The 18,249-nt window shown below is 42.8% G+C and carries 16 protein-coding genes; 5 read left to right on the top strand and 11 right to left on the bottom strand.

What is annotated here, in order from left to right:
• Nucleotides 1-21: 21 nt before the first annotated feature.
• From ribD to N7974_RS16770, 8 genes are all read right to left on the bottom strand, one after another.
• Entirely contained in the window at nt 22-1,110 is a 1,089-nt protein-coding gene (gene ribD, locus N7974_RS16805; RefSeq protein ID WP_262966737.1) for a bifunctional diaminohydroxyphosphoribosylaminopyrimidine deaminase/5-amino-6-(5-phosphoribosylamino)uracil reductase RibD, read from the bottom strand.
• Nucleotides 1,107-1,559 carry a transcriptional regulator NrdR gene (gene nrdR, locus N7974_RS16800; protein ID WP_262966736.1) on the bottom strand — a complete coding sequence of 151 codons (453 nt, stop codon included), beginning with the start codon at nt 1,557-1,559 and terminating at the stop codon, nt 1,107-1,109. Before nrdR ends, ribD begins: the two co-directional genes overlap by 4 nt.
• A 108-nt stretch (nt 1,560-1,667) precedes the next feature.
• Nucleotides 1,668-2,690 carry a Gfo/Idh/MocA family protein gene (locus tag N7974_RS16795; RefSeq protein WP_262966735.1) on the bottom strand — a complete coding sequence of 341 codons (1,023 nt, stop codon included), beginning with the start codon at nt 2,688-2,690 and terminating at the stop codon, nt 1,668-1,670.
• 58 nt (nt 2,691-2,748) lie between these two features.
• Nucleotides 2,749-3,291: a hemerythrin domain-containing protein gene (locus N7974_RS16790; protein WP_262966734.1), complete on the bottom strand. Its 543-nt coding sequence runs from the start codon at nt 3,289-3,291 to the stop codon at nt 2,749-2,751.
• A 39-nt stretch (nt 3,292-3,330) separates the two neighbouring features.
• On the bottom strand, nt 3,331-4,086 hold the full coding sequence (ppgK, locus tag N7974_RS16785; protein ID WP_262966733.1) for a polyphosphate--glucose phosphotransferase: 756 nt from the start codon (nt 4,084-4,086) through the stop codon (nt 3,331-3,333).
• 302 nt (nt 4,087-4,388) lie between these two features.
• The gene (locus tag N7974_RS16780) at nt 4,389-4,931 is read right to left on the bottom strand and encodes a DUF1097 domain-containing protein (RefSeq protein WP_262966732.1); all 543 of its coding nucleotides are present in this window, start codon (nt 4,929-4,931) and stop codon (nt 4,389-4,391) included.
• Between the two features lie 409 nt (nt 4,932-5,340).
• Nucleotides 5,341-6,000, bottom strand: a complete 660-nt coding sequence (locus N7974_RS16775; RefSeq protein WP_262966731.1) for a TMEM165/GDT1 family protein — start codon at nt 5,998-6,000, stop codon at nt 5,341-5,343.
• Nucleotides 6,001-6,188: 188 nt separating this feature from the next.
• Complete coding sequence (locus tag N7974_RS16770) at nt 6,189-7,139, bottom strand: ZIP family metal transporter (protein ID WP_262966730.1); 951 nt, start codon at nt 7,137-7,139, stop codon at nt 6,189-6,191.
• Between the two features lie 367 nt (nt 7,140-7,506).
• Between N7974_RS16770 and N7974_RS16765 the strand changes: the two genes are divergently transcribed.
• Complete coding sequence (locus N7974_RS16765) at nt 7,507-8,295, top strand: SDR family NAD(P)-dependent oxidoreductase (protein WP_262966729.1); 789 nt, start codon at nt 7,507-7,509, stop codon at nt 8,293-8,295.
• Nucleotides 8,296-8,329: 34 nt separating this feature from the next.
• Nucleotides 8,330-9,055 carry an SDR family NAD(P)-dependent oxidoreductase gene (locus N7974_RS16760; RefSeq protein WP_262966728.1) on the top strand — a complete coding sequence of 242 codons (726 nt, stop codon included), beginning with the start codon at nt 8,330-8,332 and terminating at the stop codon, nt 9,053-9,055.
• 9 nt (nt 9,056-9,064) lie between these two features.
• Here N7974_RS16760 and glgC read toward each other — a convergent pair whose 3' ends face one another.
• Nucleotides 9,065-10,297: a glucose-1-phosphate adenylyltransferase gene (gene glgC / locus N7974_RS16755; RefSeq protein ID WP_262966727.1), complete on the bottom strand. Its 1,233-nt coding sequence runs from the start codon at nt 10,295-10,297 to the stop codon at nt 9,065-9,067.
• A 716-nt stretch (nt 10,298-11,013) separates the two neighbouring features.
• On the opposite strand from glgC, the gene acpA reads away from it, so the two are divergent.
• From acpA to N7974_RS16740, 3 genes are all read left to right on the top strand, one after another.
• A complete protein-coding gene (gene acpA / locus N7974_RS16750) occupies nt 11,014-12,594 on the top strand; it encodes an acid phosphatase (RefSeq protein WP_262966726.1) in 1,581 nt (526 codons plus the stop codon).
• A 310-nt stretch (nt 12,595-12,904) separates the two neighbouring features.
• Nucleotides 12,905-14,572 carry a multicopper oxidase domain-containing protein gene (locus tag N7974_RS16745; RefSeq protein WP_262966725.1) on the top strand — a complete coding sequence of 556 codons (1,668 nt, stop codon included), beginning with the start codon at nt 12,905-12,907 and terminating at the stop codon, nt 14,570-14,572.
• Nucleotides 14,569-15,261, top strand: coding sequence for a copper oxidase (locus tag N7974_RS16740; RefSeq protein ID WP_262966724.1), 693 nt, complete (start codon nt 14,569-14,571; stop codon nt 15,259-15,261). Before N7974_RS16745 ends, N7974_RS16740 begins: the two co-directional genes overlap by 4 nt.
• Nucleotides 15,262-15,592: 331 nt before the next feature.
• Here N7974_RS16740 and N7974_RS16735 read toward each other — a convergent pair whose 3' ends face one another.
• Both N7974_RS16735 and rpoZ read right to left on the bottom strand, forming a co-directional pair.
• The gene (locus N7974_RS16735) at nt 15,593-17,767 is read right to left on the bottom strand and encodes a RelA/SpoT family protein (RefSeq protein ID WP_262966723.1); all 2,175 of its coding nucleotides are present in this window, start codon (nt 17,765-17,767) and stop codon (nt 15,593-15,595) included.
• 12 nt (nt 17,768-17,779) lie between these two features.
• Nucleotides 17,780-18,019 (bottom strand): DNA-directed RNA polymerase subunit omega, encoded by a 240-nt coding sequence (gene rpoZ / locus N7974_RS16730; protein WP_243217296.1) that lies wholly within the window; start codon nt 18,017-18,019, stop codon nt 17,780-17,782.
• Nucleotides 18,020-18,249: the final 230 nt, after the last annotated feature.

Raw genomic sequence — 18,249 nt, 5'->3', positions numbered from 1 at the left:
TTAATAATAGAAAAAAGCACGCTACGATGCAGTCAGTGTTAACTTTACATCTGGTCCAATCTGCCTGACATCGCTTAAATGTAAAGTTTTTTTATCGGCCATGCGCTGCAATCCAGGGACGGTAAATAATCCCCGTCCTTGATCACCGAGGATACACGGTGCCATATAAACCACCCATTCATCAACCAAGCCTTCAGCCAGTAACGCGCCATTAAGTATGGCGCCAGCTTCAACCAACAGCTCATTGATTTGCTGCTGCGCTAAAAAAACCATCACAGCATGCAGATCAAGCCGGCCATTTTTATCGGCCAGTGTATAAACTTCAAAGCCAACTGCCTCCAAAGCATGCCGCTTTTGTTCATCCCGTGAGCACGTCAAAATCAGACTTCGTCCAGCCAATTTTGCCATTTGGGCAGTAACAGGCATGTTCAAGGCAGAATCAAGTACTACTCTAACCGGTTGTACAACATCCCAGGCAACCCTGGCATTTAACGAGGGATCATCAGCTAATACCGTATTGATACCCGTCAAAATAGCCGAGCTCTCCGCTCTTAACCGATGTACGTCTGCTCTGGCTTCAACTGAAGTTATCCATTTACTTTCTCCAGAGGCCATCGCGGTACGTCCATCCAGACTCATCGCCAACTTGCTACGAACAAAGGGACGCTTTACTATCATTCTGTTAATAAAACCACGATTTAATACCAGCGAATCTTTTTCCAATACACCACAGCTTACTTTAATTCCGGCGGCTTTGAGTTTTTCCATACCACGACCCGACACCAGCGGATTAGGATCTTGCATGGCGACCACAACACGACTTACGCCAGCGGTTATCAGCGCATCACAGCAAGGCGGTGTTTTGCCATAATGACTACAAGGCTCCAAGGTGACATAAGCCGTTGCACCGTGAGCATCCTGAACATTTTTTAACGCTTCAACTTCTGCGTGCCCAAGACCTGCTTTGGCATGCCAGCCTTCACCAATAACTTCGCCATTCCTGACTAAAACACAGCCTACACGGGGATTTGGGTCCGTCGTATAGCGACCTTTTTTAGCCAATTGAATCGCTCTGGCCATATAAAAAGCATCTTCACTGGGTAAGCTCATTTTTTTTGTAAATCTTCAATCATCTCAGTAAATTCACTGACATCCTGAAAACTGCGATACACCGAGGCAAACCTTACAAAAGCCACATGATCCAGTGAACTTAACTCTTTCATAACTTTTTCACCCAGTTCCTCCACAGCAATTTCACGCTCACCCCGTTGCATTAACTCTTTTTTTATACGATTGATTGCCGCTTCAATAGCATCACTGTCAACCGGTCTTTTTTCCAATGCTTTAAGCATTCCCGAACGCAGTTTGCGCTCTTCAAAAGGCTGGCGATTGCCATCACGCTTGACAATACGTGGCATAGTTAATTCAGCCATTTCAAACGTAGTGAAGCGTTCCTTACAGATATTACATTCACGTCGACGACGAACCTGATCCCCTTCATTTATTAATCTGGAATCAAGGACTCGCGTATCTTGTGCCGCACAAAAGGGACATCGCATAAAACTTAAGCCACTGTTTTTATATACCGAAAACTCGGCCTTTACATTCAAAACCTGTTATTTTATAACATTTCATGCGGTTATTTGACTTTTATTTTTTATAATCAGTTATTGAAGCTTGGTCAATTTTACCACTCGACCTTCAGCGGCAGATTGCAAAGCAGCTACAATAACCTGGCAATTGGCTTTCGCGTCATCCAGCGATAGCGCAGGTTGGCGGTTGTTTAACACGCAATCACTAAAATGCTCAATTTCAAGACGGAAATGATTCTCAACGGGCAGACGCTCTTCACAATGACGGCCATCTTCAGTCCACCATGAAATAATAGGAACATCGCCCGGAGATTGCCAGACAATGTGGCATTTTATACCGCCTTTTGACCCCGTAATCTCATATTCAGAGCGCCTTGCACGCTCAAAGCTAAAATCAAAATGCGCCTGTTTTCCGTCACCAAAATCTATAATACCGCTGGTAGTAATATCCGCGCCGCTCTCCACATACTTGGCCATCGCGGTTACCGAGACCGGATCTTCCTTAAAAAACATCCGTGCTGAATGAATTGCATAACAACCGATATCCCACATGGCCCCACCGCCATGCTCAACACTTTCTACCAGACGGTATAGCCGTGCAGGTTTCATCATAAAAGAATAACTGGCACGCACAAACCTTACCTCGCCAATTAGCCCGGAATGAATCAATTCCTGAACCCGTGCGTATTGCGGGTGAAATCGATACATAAAGCCTTCCATGACTGTCACTTTATGCTTGATAGCAGCAACTTTAATGGCTTCGATATCAGTAACTGTCAATGCCATCGGTTTTTCGCACAACACATGCTTGCCGCATGCTATGGCACGCAGCACCCATTCGGCATGTTCATGATTGGCAAGCGGCAAATACACGGCATCAACGTCGGGATCATTCAATAAATCTTCGAGATTATCATAGGTTTGCACAAGCTTATGCTGTGGAGCGTACTGAGCCAGTATTTTCGCAGCGGCGCCGGGGCGACGACTGGCAATGGCAACCAGTTTGGCATTTGACGCTTCAACGATAGCCGGTAACAAACGTTCATTGATGCGAGCGGCACCTATAATACCCCAGCGTACTTTTGTTTTTATATTCATAACGATTAATCCTTTTAGTGTGCAACTCGCAAAAAATCGACTGAGTAGCCGTCTATTTTCAGACGTTTAATGACGACTCAAGCTCGGTATAAAGTGCTTCAAATTTACACCACATGTCCGGACTATTCAGGCGATTATCTGTTGTCGCATAGCCTTTTAATAAAGATAATTTAGCCTCGTCCGACAAACCACGCTCCGCCATAGGATATAAAATATTATCTTCTTTATAGATATGTTCTTTTAAAAGACTCGCATACTGACTCATGTTAACCACCAATTCATTTAACGTTTTTGTTCGTAGTGAATTTTTCATATTACTGACAAACTCCCTGGCTTTATTGTGTTCCAGCAACATCTGAGGAACTGGATTACAATGTGTCAGGACACCCGGAACATCAAGATAACGAAATAAAATATCTTCTTCTTTGGCATGATGAAAATCATCAGCAAAATCATCAATAAATACTATGAAATCATTGGCTTTTTCAAACAAGATAAAGCTATTAAACTCGTTTAAAGCTGACTCAGCATAGCGCTCCATTAAACCAATGTATTTTAAAATCAATTGATGTTCTTTCATCAAATTTTCTGTTACCAACATAACTTGATAGTCCTAAAGCAGGTTTAAGAGAGAGGGTGGTTAATTATCGGTCAAGGTATTTTTCGATTGTGCATACAATGCCGCACCAACAATACCGGCCTGATTTAAAAAGGCAGCTGGCTTTACCGGTGCATCTACTGTAATTTGTTTATTAAATTTGTTAAATTTTTTGCTGGCGCCGCCGCCAAGAATGATCAAATCAGGCCAGAACAGCGCTTCCATCTGGATCAGATAAGTGTTAAAGCGCTTTCCCCAAACTTTCCAACTCAAGTCTTTATTTTTCCGAACGGCATCTGAGGCATGATGTTCGGCTTTTTTGCCATTTTTTAGGTAGACATGGCCTAATTCGGTATTGGGAAGTAACTTTCCATCACTAAAAAAAACCGTACCCAAGCCGGTACCAACGGTTATCAGTAAAACAACCCCGGATTGACCTACTCCTTCACCAAAATGCATTTCTGCCATGCCGGCCGCATCTGCATCATTAACACTATAACAGGAACATTTAGTCGCTTCTGAAAACAACCTATCGATATTGATACCGATAAACGATGTCGATATATTAGCCGCCGTCCTCGGTATACCGTGTTGAATAGCGGCAGGAAAACCACAGCCCACCAATCCACTCCAATTAAAATGAATGACCAGTTGCGCCAGGATTGCTGCAATCGCTTCTGGCGTTGCCGGTTGCGGTGTATCAATACGATAACGTTCGGTGACCAGTTCACCCGTGACCGTATCAACAACAGCGCCTTTAATACCTGACCCACCTATATCCACACCGAGAATTAGCATAACATTTCCTGACAATTTATTACTGGGACAGTCATTGTAGGCAAAGTCATTGCAAATGCAATCATTGAATCAGTCTTTCCTGATGATTCTGCATCAAGTTAAATCGAGATAATAGGGAAGTTAAATTCTAAAAGGTTATAGAGAGAGAGTAACAAGGTATGAGAAAAACTGAACTTGCGAGATAAATTCTTATTCGGCAAACTTGAAAAAACCTATACTGTCGTTATGCATACGGCAATATAAGGTATGGGTGGGTAAAACAGCGTTACCCACCTCATGCAAATTATTAATGTGCAATCAGTTTACTTGGTTAGTTTTGCACTCAGTTGTGCTGACCATTGACCAAAATAAGTACCGACAACGATGGAGATAGAGATAACCAGTAAAGGGTTGCTCAGAGAAATACTCAGCAGAACATCCTGATTTAATTTATCAGGTGTTTGCAACAAATAGGCAAACGTTGATGAATAACCCAGTACGCTGGCAGGTATTGTGGCAAGTTGTGGAATATTTGCAGCAAGACACATAACGACAACGGCAACAGCTACAGTAATAGCAGCCATAAATGGAAAACCAAGAATGGCTGTAGCCGGGATATGGGTCAGTAAAATAGCTGTAATCCAGGCCATAAATACACCGAAAATTCCGCATACGATAGTGTTTATCAAGGCTTCTTTACTGGCGCCCAGAAAAAAGTAAGCAGCCCATGCGATAGTCGCTGCCCATATAAAAAAGAAACCACTCAAAGGTCCTACTGCCAAAAATGTTGCAACTCCAGCCAGACCGCCAATACTTAAAGAAAGCGCTGTTAGTGAATCAAAAGAGAGTGCTTTTAGTTTATCCATAATATATATCCAAAAAAGATCACCTCACAATTAGTATTTAGGTGATTTCCTGCGAATAACAGACCCGGCTTACCGGTCTTTTTATTTATTAACGGCGTTGTCAAAATAGTTACGTAGCCAGAGCTACAAGCTTATTTTTTTGCCGTGTAAATAAAAAAATCCTGAACCACTTAGGGTTATTAATTCCTGGATATCACCTTAGCCAGACTTCACATTGAGGTGGTTCTATGAAATCCAACATTTTCAGTTAATCGAACGACCAAACAGATCCGTTTGTATCAAGTATTATCGAATAATACTCAAAGGCACTCAAACCAGCCGCTGATTTTATACTTTACTGATGACATAGGTCAATTCATAAGACCGCATCCCTGTATGAGCACTTTAATAAACAGACTTCTTAAGCCAGTCAACCTGTGTAACTGGTATAAGCACGGTAAGCAGCAAAAGCAGAAAGCATCAGAAAAATACTTCCACTAATTTTATGTAACAAGACTAAAGGAATCTTTTTTAAAATAGTGCGACCTGCAAGAATACCCAAAGCCGATGTCGAGGCCAGCGCTGCTGTTGATCCAAGCCATACCGCCAGTGGTGTGACAGTACTGCTTAAGGCAACAACCGCTAATTGTGTTTTGTCACCAAATTCAGCGACAGTAATCAATAAGAAAGTTGTCAAGAAAATATTATGACCACTTTTTTCCTTAACGTCCTCATCACTTTCCTCCTCGTGCATTCGTAAGGAGTGAACCCCAAAAACAGCAAACAGAAAAGCTACGGTTGCCGCAACACTATATTCTGGTAACCAACTGGCAATGGCTACACCAAAAACAACGGCCAAGGTATTTAAAAAAGCAAAAGCTGCGATAGCGCCCAATAAAACCGGCATGGCTCTATGTCTGGATGCCAAGGTCATACAAACCAACTGGCTTTTATCACCAATTTCTGCGGCTGCAATCAGGGCAAAACTGGTCACAGCGGTGGCTGATAGTTCGGTAATATTACCGGTAGCCAACAACGATAAAAATCGCGCTACTGAAAATTGTTGCCAAATATTTTGAAGATTATCCATGCTTGTCTCAGTCGTTTTGATGCAAATATCCTGTTCATTCCACAGCCTGCTGTTTTTGGACCAAACTTAAGTCATCTAAAGCGTGCTGTAGAGCTTAATTACCTAGTCTCGCACAGCACAAACCCTACAGAAGAAGTCCTTACATTAAGAATAACGATAAAAAAAATCTGTTTCGGATATTTTTAATATTAGCTAAGCAGGTTGTCCAGAATCATCATAATGATAAAACCGCCCATCAATGCGAAGGTTGCATAACGTGAGCGCCCCTTTGAATGAGTTTCCGGGATAATTTCTTCACTGATAACAAACAACATGGCACCGGCAGCAAAACCCATTGCAATTGGTAAAACAGGTTCAAAAACAGTCACCATAGTGATGCCAAGCAAGCCGCCAACAGGTTCAACCAAGCCGGTTAAAGTAGCAATACCTATAGCTTTCCATTTATTGTAACCCAAGCCAACCAATGGCAAGGCAACGGCTAAACCTTCAGGAATATTTTGCAAAGCGATGGCTATCGCTAAAACCAGACCATTTTTCATATCTCCCGTACCAAAACTGACGCCTACCGACATGCCTTCAGGAAAATTATGGATGGTGATGGCAATGATAAATAGCCAGACTTTTTTTAAAGAAGACAATTGAACATCTGAAATTGAATCAAAATGTACATGTGGCAACTGGCGGTCTGCGTAATGCAAAAATGCTGCCCCCACTACCATTCCCAGAGAAACAATATAGATACCTTTACCAGGCCAGATTAAATTGCCATAAGTCATACCCGGCATCAATAGCGAAAAGGCAGTTGCGGCCAACATAACGCCGGCAGCTGCACCCAACATACTATTAAATAAATTACGTGAAATGACCTTAAAAAACAAAGCAGGTAAAGCACCAACGCCGGTAGCCAGACCGGCTAAAATACTGGCCAGAAAACCGATAACAACCACCTTGCCAAAAAACAGGTATAACAAGCCAAAAAATACCAACTGTGATAATAAAAACAGGCCTGCCAAAGTTGCCCAACGTTTAAGTAGAGGTAAGGCGTGTAACTTCTGATAATTTTCACTATCTTTTATCTGCTCTACCTTGATTTCAAAATAGCTTTGCAATTTTGAAAGTGTTCTTGTTGTTATCGTCATTATTACTTACCTGTGTCAGCAGTTTTAGTTATTGCCTCGCATTATAGCCAAATACCAAATTTTTATGCGGTTATTGTGATTGACTGATAAACAATCAAGGTTGGGCAAGCATCTTTTATCTGCCCGTTTCTAACACCGATTCAACAAAGAGATGCGATGAAGCTGTTAATTTATCGTTCTAACCCCTTGTAAATTGACATAGTCAGTGAAGTTATTATGCACAGAACATTGTTTATTAATTGTTCTGTAGTAAGCTGACACACATAAAGTAATTTATGCCTTACATTTTTGTCGATAAATTAAAATCCTATCTATGTGCCTACTTCACATCAGACGTTATCAAGCTGCTACTCACCTACCATAAATCATGAACCTAAAACTAACAGATAAAACGGCTTTTATTTCTGGATCTACCAAAGGCATCGGCTTTGCCATTGCCAGCCAACTAGCCTCTGAAGGAGCCCATGTCATTGTTAACGGACGTTCAAATGAAGCCGTCGACAACGCCTTGAAACAAATTAGGCAAACTGTACCGGAAGCAAAAATAGAGGGCTTTGTCGGTGATTTTTCCAAGGCAGAAACGATCGAAGCTCTGCTCTTGCACTTCCCGTCTGTAGATATTCTCGTCAACAATCTCGGCATTTTTGAACCCAAGCCTTTTGAGGAAATTTCTGATGAAGACTGGCTGCGATTTTTTGAGGTCAATGTACTCAGCGGCGTACGTCTTAGCCGCGCTTATATTTCCGGTATGAAGCAACAAAATTGGGGGCGAATTATTTTTATCAGTAGTGAAAGCGCCATTCAAATTCCTGCGGAGATGATTCATTACGGTACTACAAAGACAGCCCAGCTCGCCCTTTCACGTGGTTTGGCCGAGTCTTGTGCAGGAACCGGTGTTACTGTCAATGCCATTCTTCCCGGACCAACTCGTACGGCCGGCGTTGAAGATTTTGTGACGCAACTCAGTGGCGGACTTGAATTCGCTTCTTTTGAAAAGGAGTTTGTTGAGAGCGCCCGACCCAGTTCGCTGATCAAACGCTTCGCAACGCCTCATGAAGTCGCTAGTTTGGTGACATTTGTTTGCAGTCCCCTTGCCTCAGCTATCACCGGTGCCGCTTTACGGGTAGACGGCGGAATTGTACGTTCGTGTTTTTAACAACAAAAAAAACACCTGTTAATTAAGGCACTTAATGAAAACTATTTTGATCACCGGCAGTAATTCTGACATCGGCATTGCCGTAGCAAAAGCACTTTCCGGACACTCGGTAAACCTGGCATTACAATATTATTCCAATCAGGCCAAAGCCGAATCGCTAAAAGAATGGCTGGATAAAAAAAACATTAATAACAAGCTGTTTCAAGCCGATCTGACTCAAGCATCATCAGCCGAAAGTTTAATTCAAAATACCTTGATAGAATTTGGCAACATCGATGTACTCATTAATGTCATTGGACCTTTTGTCTATAAAGATATATTGACCGTATCACCTCAGGAATGGGAGCAAGATATTCAATCAAACTTAAGTACTTGTTTTAATACCTGCCATTACACGCTGGAAACACTGAAAAAAAGCCAAGGTCATATTGTCAACTTCGCTTTTTCCGGGGTAGAAAGCATTAAAGCCCGACCAATGTCAGCATGTTATTGCGCTGCAAAAACAGGCGTTGCTGTCTTAACAAAAAGCCTGGCTACTGCTTTGGCGCCTTTTAAAGTAAGAGTCAACGCAATCTGTCCAGGCCTGGTCGAGGAAGGCAACATATCCATTGAAGAGCGTCAAAATATGGCGGAACAAATCCCCTTCGGTCGCCCGGTATATCCTGATGAAATAGGAAAAACTGTCAAATGGTTGGTTTTTGACAGCCCTGAAACGATGACAGGATCATTTCTTACGGTTTCCGGGGGATGGGAATATTAATTACTGATGTTATAAGGTATTAACCAGAAAATCATAATCCTTGGGAACAACAGTAATACCGGATTCCGAGACAGTAAAACGGGTTGCATCGACAACATGATCAAACCCAATCCGCTCACCGGGTGGAATCTGCACGTTTTTGTCAATGATACACCGTTTCAAATGCGCACCGACTCCGACCTGTACCCCATCAAACAAAATGGAATCTTCGACAACGGCATTTTCATCGACCTGGACTTGCGAGAACAGGATTGAGTGCCTGACTGTACCACCGTAAACAACGGTTCCGCTACCGAGCTGAGAATTGACCAGTTGCCCTTCTTTTCCAAGAGGTCCTGGAGCCATGCGTGCAGGAGGATTTTGTCCTTGGTAGGTGCGGATAGGCCAGTCAGGTTGATAGAGATTCAGCGGAGGAACCAGTGCAAGTAAATCCATATTCGCCGTGTAATATGAATCAATTGTACCGACATCACGCCAGTATTTATCCTGCGTTACACGCCCGGTTTCTCCGCCAAACCGGTAAGCACAGACACAATGTGTATCGATGAGTCGTGGAATAATGTCCTTGCCAAAATCATGACTTGATGCGCTAAGACCTGAGTCAGTTTGTAATTCGCGACTGAGCAAATCCATGTTGAAAATATAGATGCCCATTGATGCCAGCGCATGGTGCGGGTCATTCGGCAGAGGCTTGGGCTGTTTTGGTTTCTCGTTAAATGCACGAATTCGCTGTGCATCATCTACCGACATGATGCCAAAAGAGCTGGCACTGGCGAGTGGCACAGGCATGCAGGCAATCGTTAATCCTGCTCCCTGATCACGATGAAACTTAAGCATGGCAGCATAATCCATTCTATAAATATGGTCTCCAGACAAGATGACTACATAACTGGCATTACTGCGTTGAAGCAGATATAGATTCTGACGAATGGCATCGGCTGTCCCGGAGTACCAGGACTCACCAGTTCGCATCTGTGGCGGTACGGGTGTGATATATTCAGAGATTTCCGGATTAAAGATAGACCAACCATCACGCAAATGCTTTTGTAATGAATGCGACTTGTATTGAGTCAGTACTAATATACGTCTTAAACCAGAGTGCAGGCAGTTCGACAGTGTAAAGTCGATTATCCGGTAATTGCCACCGAAGGGAACGGCTGGCTTGGCTCGGTCGGCAGTCAATGGATGTAATCGCGAACCGACACCGCCAGCCAGTATAATCGTCAGGGTTTTATCGAGCATTCAGCACCTCGTCAATTCAAACAATAAGATTTTTGATGACCAGTATGATCTGAAATAATGCATATTTCGATAGTAATGAACGGACCATCAGCCAATAATTCAACTTTTATGTAACCGTTCGTTAATTCTGAACAAGTCATTATTGGTATTTTTGAAGTAGGACGAGGCTACATACCTCGTCCTGTTTAGGTTGAATATTGATCTTCACCAGTAGTCGGACAGCCTCCTGGAGTTCGAATTTAGTACTATTTATGGTCATTGTCCTTAAAATGTGATTCTATTAAGCACATATACAGCAGCAGTAAAAAAGAAAGTATTATAGCCATCATAATTTTCTCCTTAAGTATATGAACAAGGTAGCGCCAGGCATTAATTCCTGACAATAAAAAACAAGCACTATTTATACCAACAATGGACTTTATTTTTTGATTGTTACCAGCTCATAACATACGTGCTCTGACAATAACCACCCAATAATAATTATTCTGGAGACTCCAAAAAAATGAACCAAAATAGTGTGTTAAAGAGCCAGAACGCACTAAATAGGTACCTTTTAAAAACGTCTCTTTTAAAATGTAAACCAGCATATTGCGAGGAATACAAGATTCATCCGAAAGCTTAGGTCACTACTCAACAGATGCTGGTTTCGTTCATTGGAACAGGGATAATAGAAGGCTAAGCAAATTTTATTTTTTAATCCATACAGGAAAGTAAGCATGCCTATCAAACATCACCACAATACTATCGGCTTATTGATAAGTTATGTCCTAATAGTCACTGGTTGCACCAGTAATGGCCAGATCAATTCAGACTCAACTGTCGCTGAATCGACACTAGACAAGATCAATACCGTTGTAGTGATCTATGCTGAAAACCGCAGTTTTGATAACCTTTACGGATTATTTCCGGGGGCCAATGGCATCCATAATGCCTTGGAGCATCCTGAAACTTATTTGCAACTGGATCGTGATGGCAAAACCGTATTACCTTCATTGCCACCTATTTGGAACAAAAACAATCCAAACTGGTCGTTTATTGCCGACTTGCCCAATAAACCGTTTCAAATTGATGCCGCTCCTGGCGACGCGCCTTCAAGTAATGGTATAAAAAACGTTTCACCGGATTTAGTGCATAAATTTTATCATAACCAAATGCAAATTAATGGTGGCAGTAATAACCAATTTGCAGCGTTTTCCAATGCCGGTGGCTTGACGATGGGTTATTATGACGGCTCAAGCATGGCGCTTTGGCAGCTTGCTAAGGAATACACGCTGGCTGACAATTTTTTTATGGGTGCTTTTGGGGGATCCTTTCTTAATCATTTTTGGCTGGTCTGTGCCTGTACACCTTCGATGGCAAATATATCGACTGACCAGGTATCAATACTTGACGATAAAACCGGTATGTTGGCATTTAAACCCTCCAGTGCTTTGCAGATGGCACCTCACTATTTAGGTGATTTTAACTTTACACCCGCCGATAAAAGCAACCTACGTAGCTATGCTGTTAATATGGCTCAACCACCCTTTCAGCCCAGTGGCACTCCACCAGCAAAAACAGGGAACCCGCTACTGGCCGATTCAGGTATTAAAAGCGGGGTAGTTGTCCTTGATCCTCAAACTGAAAAAACGCTTGGCGATACTTTGTCGGCAAAGCAAATTAATTGGGCCTGGTATGCTGGAGCATGGCATGCCGCACTGGCCGACGGGATGCAAAGCCCTGACAAAGCACGTAGCGTTATTTATAAAACTGGTGCCAGTGCCGCTAACTTTCAAACTCATCACCAGCCCTTCAATTACTTTAGCCGCTTTGATCCGACAACAGCAAACGGTCGCGAACAACGCATCGCACATCTGAAAGATTATACTGATTTACAAACAGATATTGCTAAAGGTACGCTGCCAGCCGTCACTTTCTACAAGCCTCAGGGCAGTTTGAATCAGCATCCGGGCTATACCGACGTAATGTCAGGGGACGCTCATATCGCCGAGCTTGTCAAACAATTACAAGCCAGCCCACAATGGCCGAACATGTTTATTATCGTCACTTACGACGAAAATGGTGGATTTTGGGATCACGTATCGCCGCCAAAAGGTGATCGCTGGGGCCCGGGATCAAGAATTCCTGCCATCATTATTTCACCATTCGCTAGAAAACACACTATCGACAATACACTTTACGATACCACCTCCATCATCAAATTCATTACCCGTCGCTTTGGGCTTGAACCCCTGCCGGGTGTAAGGGATAACGCTGGTGATTTAACGAATACTCTTGAAGTCGATACACAAAACTGACTATAAATCCTTCTAAAATGTTTACATAACAAAATTGTAAAATTAACCTCCGTGAGCTAACTGAAAGATAAGACGACCCGTTTAGCTAACTGGGTCGTCAATATAACAAGCACCAAAAGCTTGAAGTTAGATAAGATTTGCTCATAATAAGAATTACCGCCCTGAAACTTGTTAGCGATTAAATAATGGCTATAGCGCAAAAAATTTACCCCGTTAAAGCGTTCCCGTTATAGCACCTTAAAAACGCGTCTAGGCTTAATTCAATCCGACCTTTACAATAGCGATAATTTTAAAATTATCTTATCGGTATATGATCAAAAAACACCTAATTTTATTAATACTGCTGCTGTTTCTTGTCCCTGTATTAATTACCATCGCTGTTTTTGTGGTGCCCGGATTACAACAGCAAGCGGGTGTTGCCCCCCCTGAAACTGTTTATAGTCGCTCAGACAATAACAGTATTGAAAAGCCTTGCTCTAATGAGCATCCGGAATGGCGTCCCGCGCAAGTAATTGAGGGTGTAAACATTGATGAGTCACCGGCTTGTGAACCTGACAATCCTTATGATGTGGCTGCGTCGGTTAAAGGCACTAATAATGTATCCATGGCAACACTGATGCAGACCAATCTGGCTCAGGACGCGTTAACCATGACCGACGATCTGGATAATGATGGCGATCCTGATGTTATTCACATTAAGCTGGAAGTTGTCGAGCTTAATGGCGCAAGTCCTGATGGCGAATTTTTAATTAATACCTTTAACATTGCCCCTGGAATTCAGCCGGGGCTTTGGGTTTATGCACCTAAATCTCGTGGTATGGCGCTTAAAAATTTTAACTCGGTAGTCGCTAATCCCTTGTTGCGTGCGCCCTCCCCGGTTATTCGCGTTGAACAAGGTGACAAGGTTTATATCACCCTGGAAAATACCCATTATTTACCCCACACCATTCATCTGCATGGTGTCGATCATCCCTGGCTAACGGCAAAAGGTGAGGATAATGATGGCATGGAAGAACATGCGGTTTTTCCCGGGAAAAGCCATACCTATGAAATCCAGCCCAGACATGCAGGCACCATGCTCTATCATTGCCATGTGCAAACGGCGCAGCATTTTATGATGGGCTTGAGCGGGATGTTTATTGTCGAAGAAAATCAGCCTGATAACTGGCTGCAAACCTTCAATATCGGTGCCGGACAAGTACGCCACCCTTCGGTTGCCGTAAAAAAATCTTACCGTCAGGAATATGATTTGCATTATCAATCCGTCGATAAAAAACTGGCAAAAATCATCCAGACGGCCAATGATCCCAGATTAATTGCGCAACGCATGGGCCGTGACTATAACATGACAGAATCGTTTGAAAACTACTTCATGCTCAATGGCCATTCTTTCCCTTATACACTACGTGACGGAATGATTATTGCCTCTGAAAATGAAAATATTAAATTACATGTTGCCAATTTACAGCGCTCTTCAGTGGCACTGCATATCCACGGCCATAAAGCCACCATCACGGCGTTAGATGGTGTTGATCAACCTGTTGCAATGCAAATAACGCGCGATGTTTTTGATATCGCCCCGGCGCAACGAACTGATTTACACTTGCAAACCCAAAACGATGGTTTACACAGTTATGGCCCCGGCTTGTGGATGTTTCATGATCATGTGCCAACGGGCACCACGACGGATGGTATGGAACCCGGTGGTAATATGGCAATACTGGCTTACAAGTCTTACCTGGACGAGCAAGGCATGCCAACCATGCACAATGAATTATTCGATCAGGTATTTAATAAAGACTATTATGCTAAAAAAATGGCGATATGGGGTGTTGGTGATTTTGCTCCGTTACTGGGTGATGCAGGTCTACTCGCACCGAATTATTTGCAGATTATTATTTTTGGCCTGATTGTGGGTTTAATCATCGGCCTGCTGGTGTTTAGTGTGCTGATTTATAAACGGAAACAAAATCAATGAAAGCATTAATGCTGGGTTTAATCATGCTGGGCGTTATGCAGTCGGTTGCTGCAATGAACCATGGTGGTATGTTGATGGATGAAAAGGGCATGATTATGAATGCCAATAGTGACAACCTTCCGCGTGACTGCACAAAAATCTCTGAAAATGTTGATATAACGATTCATGCCGGTCAAAAACATGCGCTGAAATTTACCGGCAAAATGTTTGCTTTTGACCAGCAAGAATGGGATGTCAAACCCTGCGCCAAAATAAACATTACCTTTATCAACGATGACCAGATACGCCACCAACTGATGATTCATGGTTTACCCGGTTATATATATCCTGAAGGCATGTTCCATTTAGAGCTTTACGGCGCGGGTCAGTTGCAGGCATCCCTGATTATGCCCAGCCAGAAAAAAACCTATCTGGTCCATTGCGAATTGCCGCAACATATGGAAAAAGGCATGAAAGCGCAATTAAAGGTTGATGGCGGGGATGGTGATTTGCCCAGCATTCCCGGCATCAGCAAACCCGTCAGGGCCGATGTTTACCCGGTTAACTGGACTCGATTAACGATGGCGGTATTGCTGCTGAGTACATTAATAGGCGGCGCCATACCTTTTTTTATCATTATTAATGCGCAACGTATAAAAAACCTGCTTAAAAAAATACGCCTACCTAAAAGAATAGGCAGTAAAGATTAAGCTGTTCATAGTGCGAGCCAATAGCTGTAAGGGCAAAAGCCCTTGTAGTTGTGTACCGAGGGCAGGCATAATCGATTACACCTAGTGAATGGCCTGCTCCTATAAAACCAGCTTAATGCGAGTAACGCGATAATTTGTCTTCGGCCTTTTTTTCGGACCTTAATTGATTAGGAGGCCGTCCGAGAATAGGAACACCGTAGCGAGGGAAAGCCATTTTTGGTCAGATTTTTTGGTCATTTGGGGCGAATAGTTGTTCTATTAAACGAAAATGAGCGGGAAATCTGGCAGAAATGGCTTTTTCGCAGTAGATTTTCTATTCTCGGACAGTCTCCTAGCCCTTAACCCGGGTAATTTTTAAAACGATGGATAATTCTTTCAAGCGACGCATAATTCTGGCCAAATGTACGCGGTCTTTAACTGTCAGGGTAATTAAATCAACGCAAACACGATCATCCTGATCGACAACGGTGACGTTTTCAATATTCGATCCTTCCTCGGAAATAGTTGAGGCAATCGTTGCCAACGTCCCGCGCTGATTAAGAATTTCAATACGAAGTTCAGTGGGAAAATCTCCTACGACCTCATTAAACCACTCAACATCCAACCAATTAGTGTGCTTTTTTCTGACAATAGAGCGATTGCGACATTCATGATGATGAACCACAATACCTTTTCCCGGATTAAAATAACCTATGATTGAATCACCGGGAATGGGTCTACAGCATTTTGCCATAGTGATCACCATGCCTTCGGTGCCTTTTATAATCAAAGGTGTTTGCTGTATTTTGCCGGTATCATCGAGTTTAATATTAGCGTTAATATCATCCTGGGTTAACTGTTTGGCAATGAGAAAAGGCATTTTATTGCCCAAGCCAATATCTTCCATTAACTCGTTCATGGAGGGTATTGCCATAACATTAAGTAACCCTTGTATCCGGGTCTCGTCGATATTTTCCAGATTCAGATGCATGGCTTGCAATTCTTTTTCCAGTAATCGTCGACCCAAACTAATCGCTTCTTGCTGTTTAAAATTCTTCAGATGGTTGCGGATACTGGAACGCGCTTTTACCGTAGTCACATAATTAAGCCACAGCGCATTAGGCCTTGCCCAGGTTGCCGTAATAATTTCTACGGTCATGCCGTTTTCCAGTTTGGTTTGTAGCGGCACCAGTTGTTTATCTATTCTGGCAGATACGCAGGCATTACCGATATCCGTATGTACGGCGTAAGCAAAATCGATGATAGTCGCGCCTCTGGGAATTTTAATAATCCCTCCTTTCGGAGTAAATACAAAAACTTCCTGTGGAAACAGATCAACTTTTAAATTATCAATAAATTCGAGAGAATCACCGACGGTCTTCTGAATTTCCAATAAATCTCTTAGCCATTCATTGGCTCGTACCTGAAATTTTTCAGATTTATCATCATCGGATTTATAGAGCCAGTGCGCCGCAATACCGGATTCTGCCATGCGATGCATATCGTGAGTCCTGATCTGGATCTCGATAGGAACGCCATAAGGACCGATAACAATGGTATGTAAAGACTGATAACCATTGGCTTTGGGCAGGGCGATATAATCTTTAAATCGACCTGGAATTGGTTTATACAAGTTATGGATAACACCTAATGAGCGGTAACAAGCATCCACATCATCACAAAAAATTCTAAAAGCATACAGATCAAAAATTGATGCCAAAGACACTTTTTTCTGGAGCATTTTTTGATAAATACTGTAAATATTTTTTTCCCGCCCTGAGACTTCACAAGCGAGGCCTGCCTGTTCGAGACGATTTTTTATCGTGCTTTCAATGGTAGAGACAATTTTACTGCGATTACCACGGGCTTTTTTTATGGCATTGGTTAAAATAACATAACGCCGTGGGTACATAGCTTCAAAGCTCAGCGCTTCGAGTTTGTGGCGGATTTTATTCATACCCAGACGATTGGCAATCGGGGCGTAAATATCCAGAGTTTCTCGTGCAATGCGACGTTTTTTTTCTGAGGGCATCACACCCAACGTTTGCATGTTATGCAATCGATCTGCCAGCTTGACCAGGATTACTCGCAAGTCTTTACCCATCGCCAGAAACATTTTACGGACATTCTCAGCTTGCGCTTCAGCGCGAGTCTGGGACTTACCGTCAATTTTTGTTAGCTTGGTAACGCCATCAACCAGTTCTGCAACTTCTTCACTAAACTGGCTGGCCAGTTCTTTTTTGCTGATTGGGGTATCTTCAATGACATCATGCAGAATAGCCGCCATAATGCCGCTGGCGTCCATGCGCATCTCGGCAAGCGTGATAGCGACGGAAACCGGGTGACAAATATAAGCTTCGCCACTTTTACGAAACTGACCTGAATGTGCATCCGCGCTAAATTCATAAGCACGGACACAATCATCAATTTGAGGTTGATCTAAATAGCCGGACAAAGTGGTACATAAACGCTGAATCAGTTCGTCCTGAAGCAGTGCTGATCCGATAGTGTCAGCTATTTTCGACATTAATGCAGATAATTAGAAAATGGGGTTATGGTCGTGAGTTTCGCCAACACGATGCAACAGATTAATGTTCTCGGTAGTGACGTGACCTGCAGCAATTTCACGCAAGGCAAGAACGGTATCTTTATCTTTATCACGAGGAAGGAACTCGGTCGCACCATGGCTTAACTGGCGTGCTCTTGTGCTAGCCAATAAAACCAGTTTAAAACGGTTTTCTACATTTTCCAAACAATCTTCGATAGTAACTCTGGCCATTATTAAACCTAAATTAAGTAAAAAATAATCAGCCCAATTAATCAGGCTGAAGGTGATTCCACGGTACAAGTTACAGGATACAGGGTCAAGGTACAAGATTTTAGAGCCATTTGCGCTGTAACCCTTTCCAGATTCACTGGCGAAAAAAGATCGGGTATTTCGTCTCAAAATATTTTTTTGGGCGACTCACAAACACGGTATCTGAAGATTTTCGGCGCTGGATATCGAAA

Origin of the sequence: Methylobacter psychrophilus (assembly GCF_025583945.1) — a bacterium.
Lineage (GTDB): Bacteria > Pseudomonadota > Gammaproteobacteria > Methylococcales > Methylomonadaceae > Methylobacter_C > Methylobacter_C psychrophilus.
This window is presented reverse-complemented; position numbering and strand designations above follow the sequence as displayed.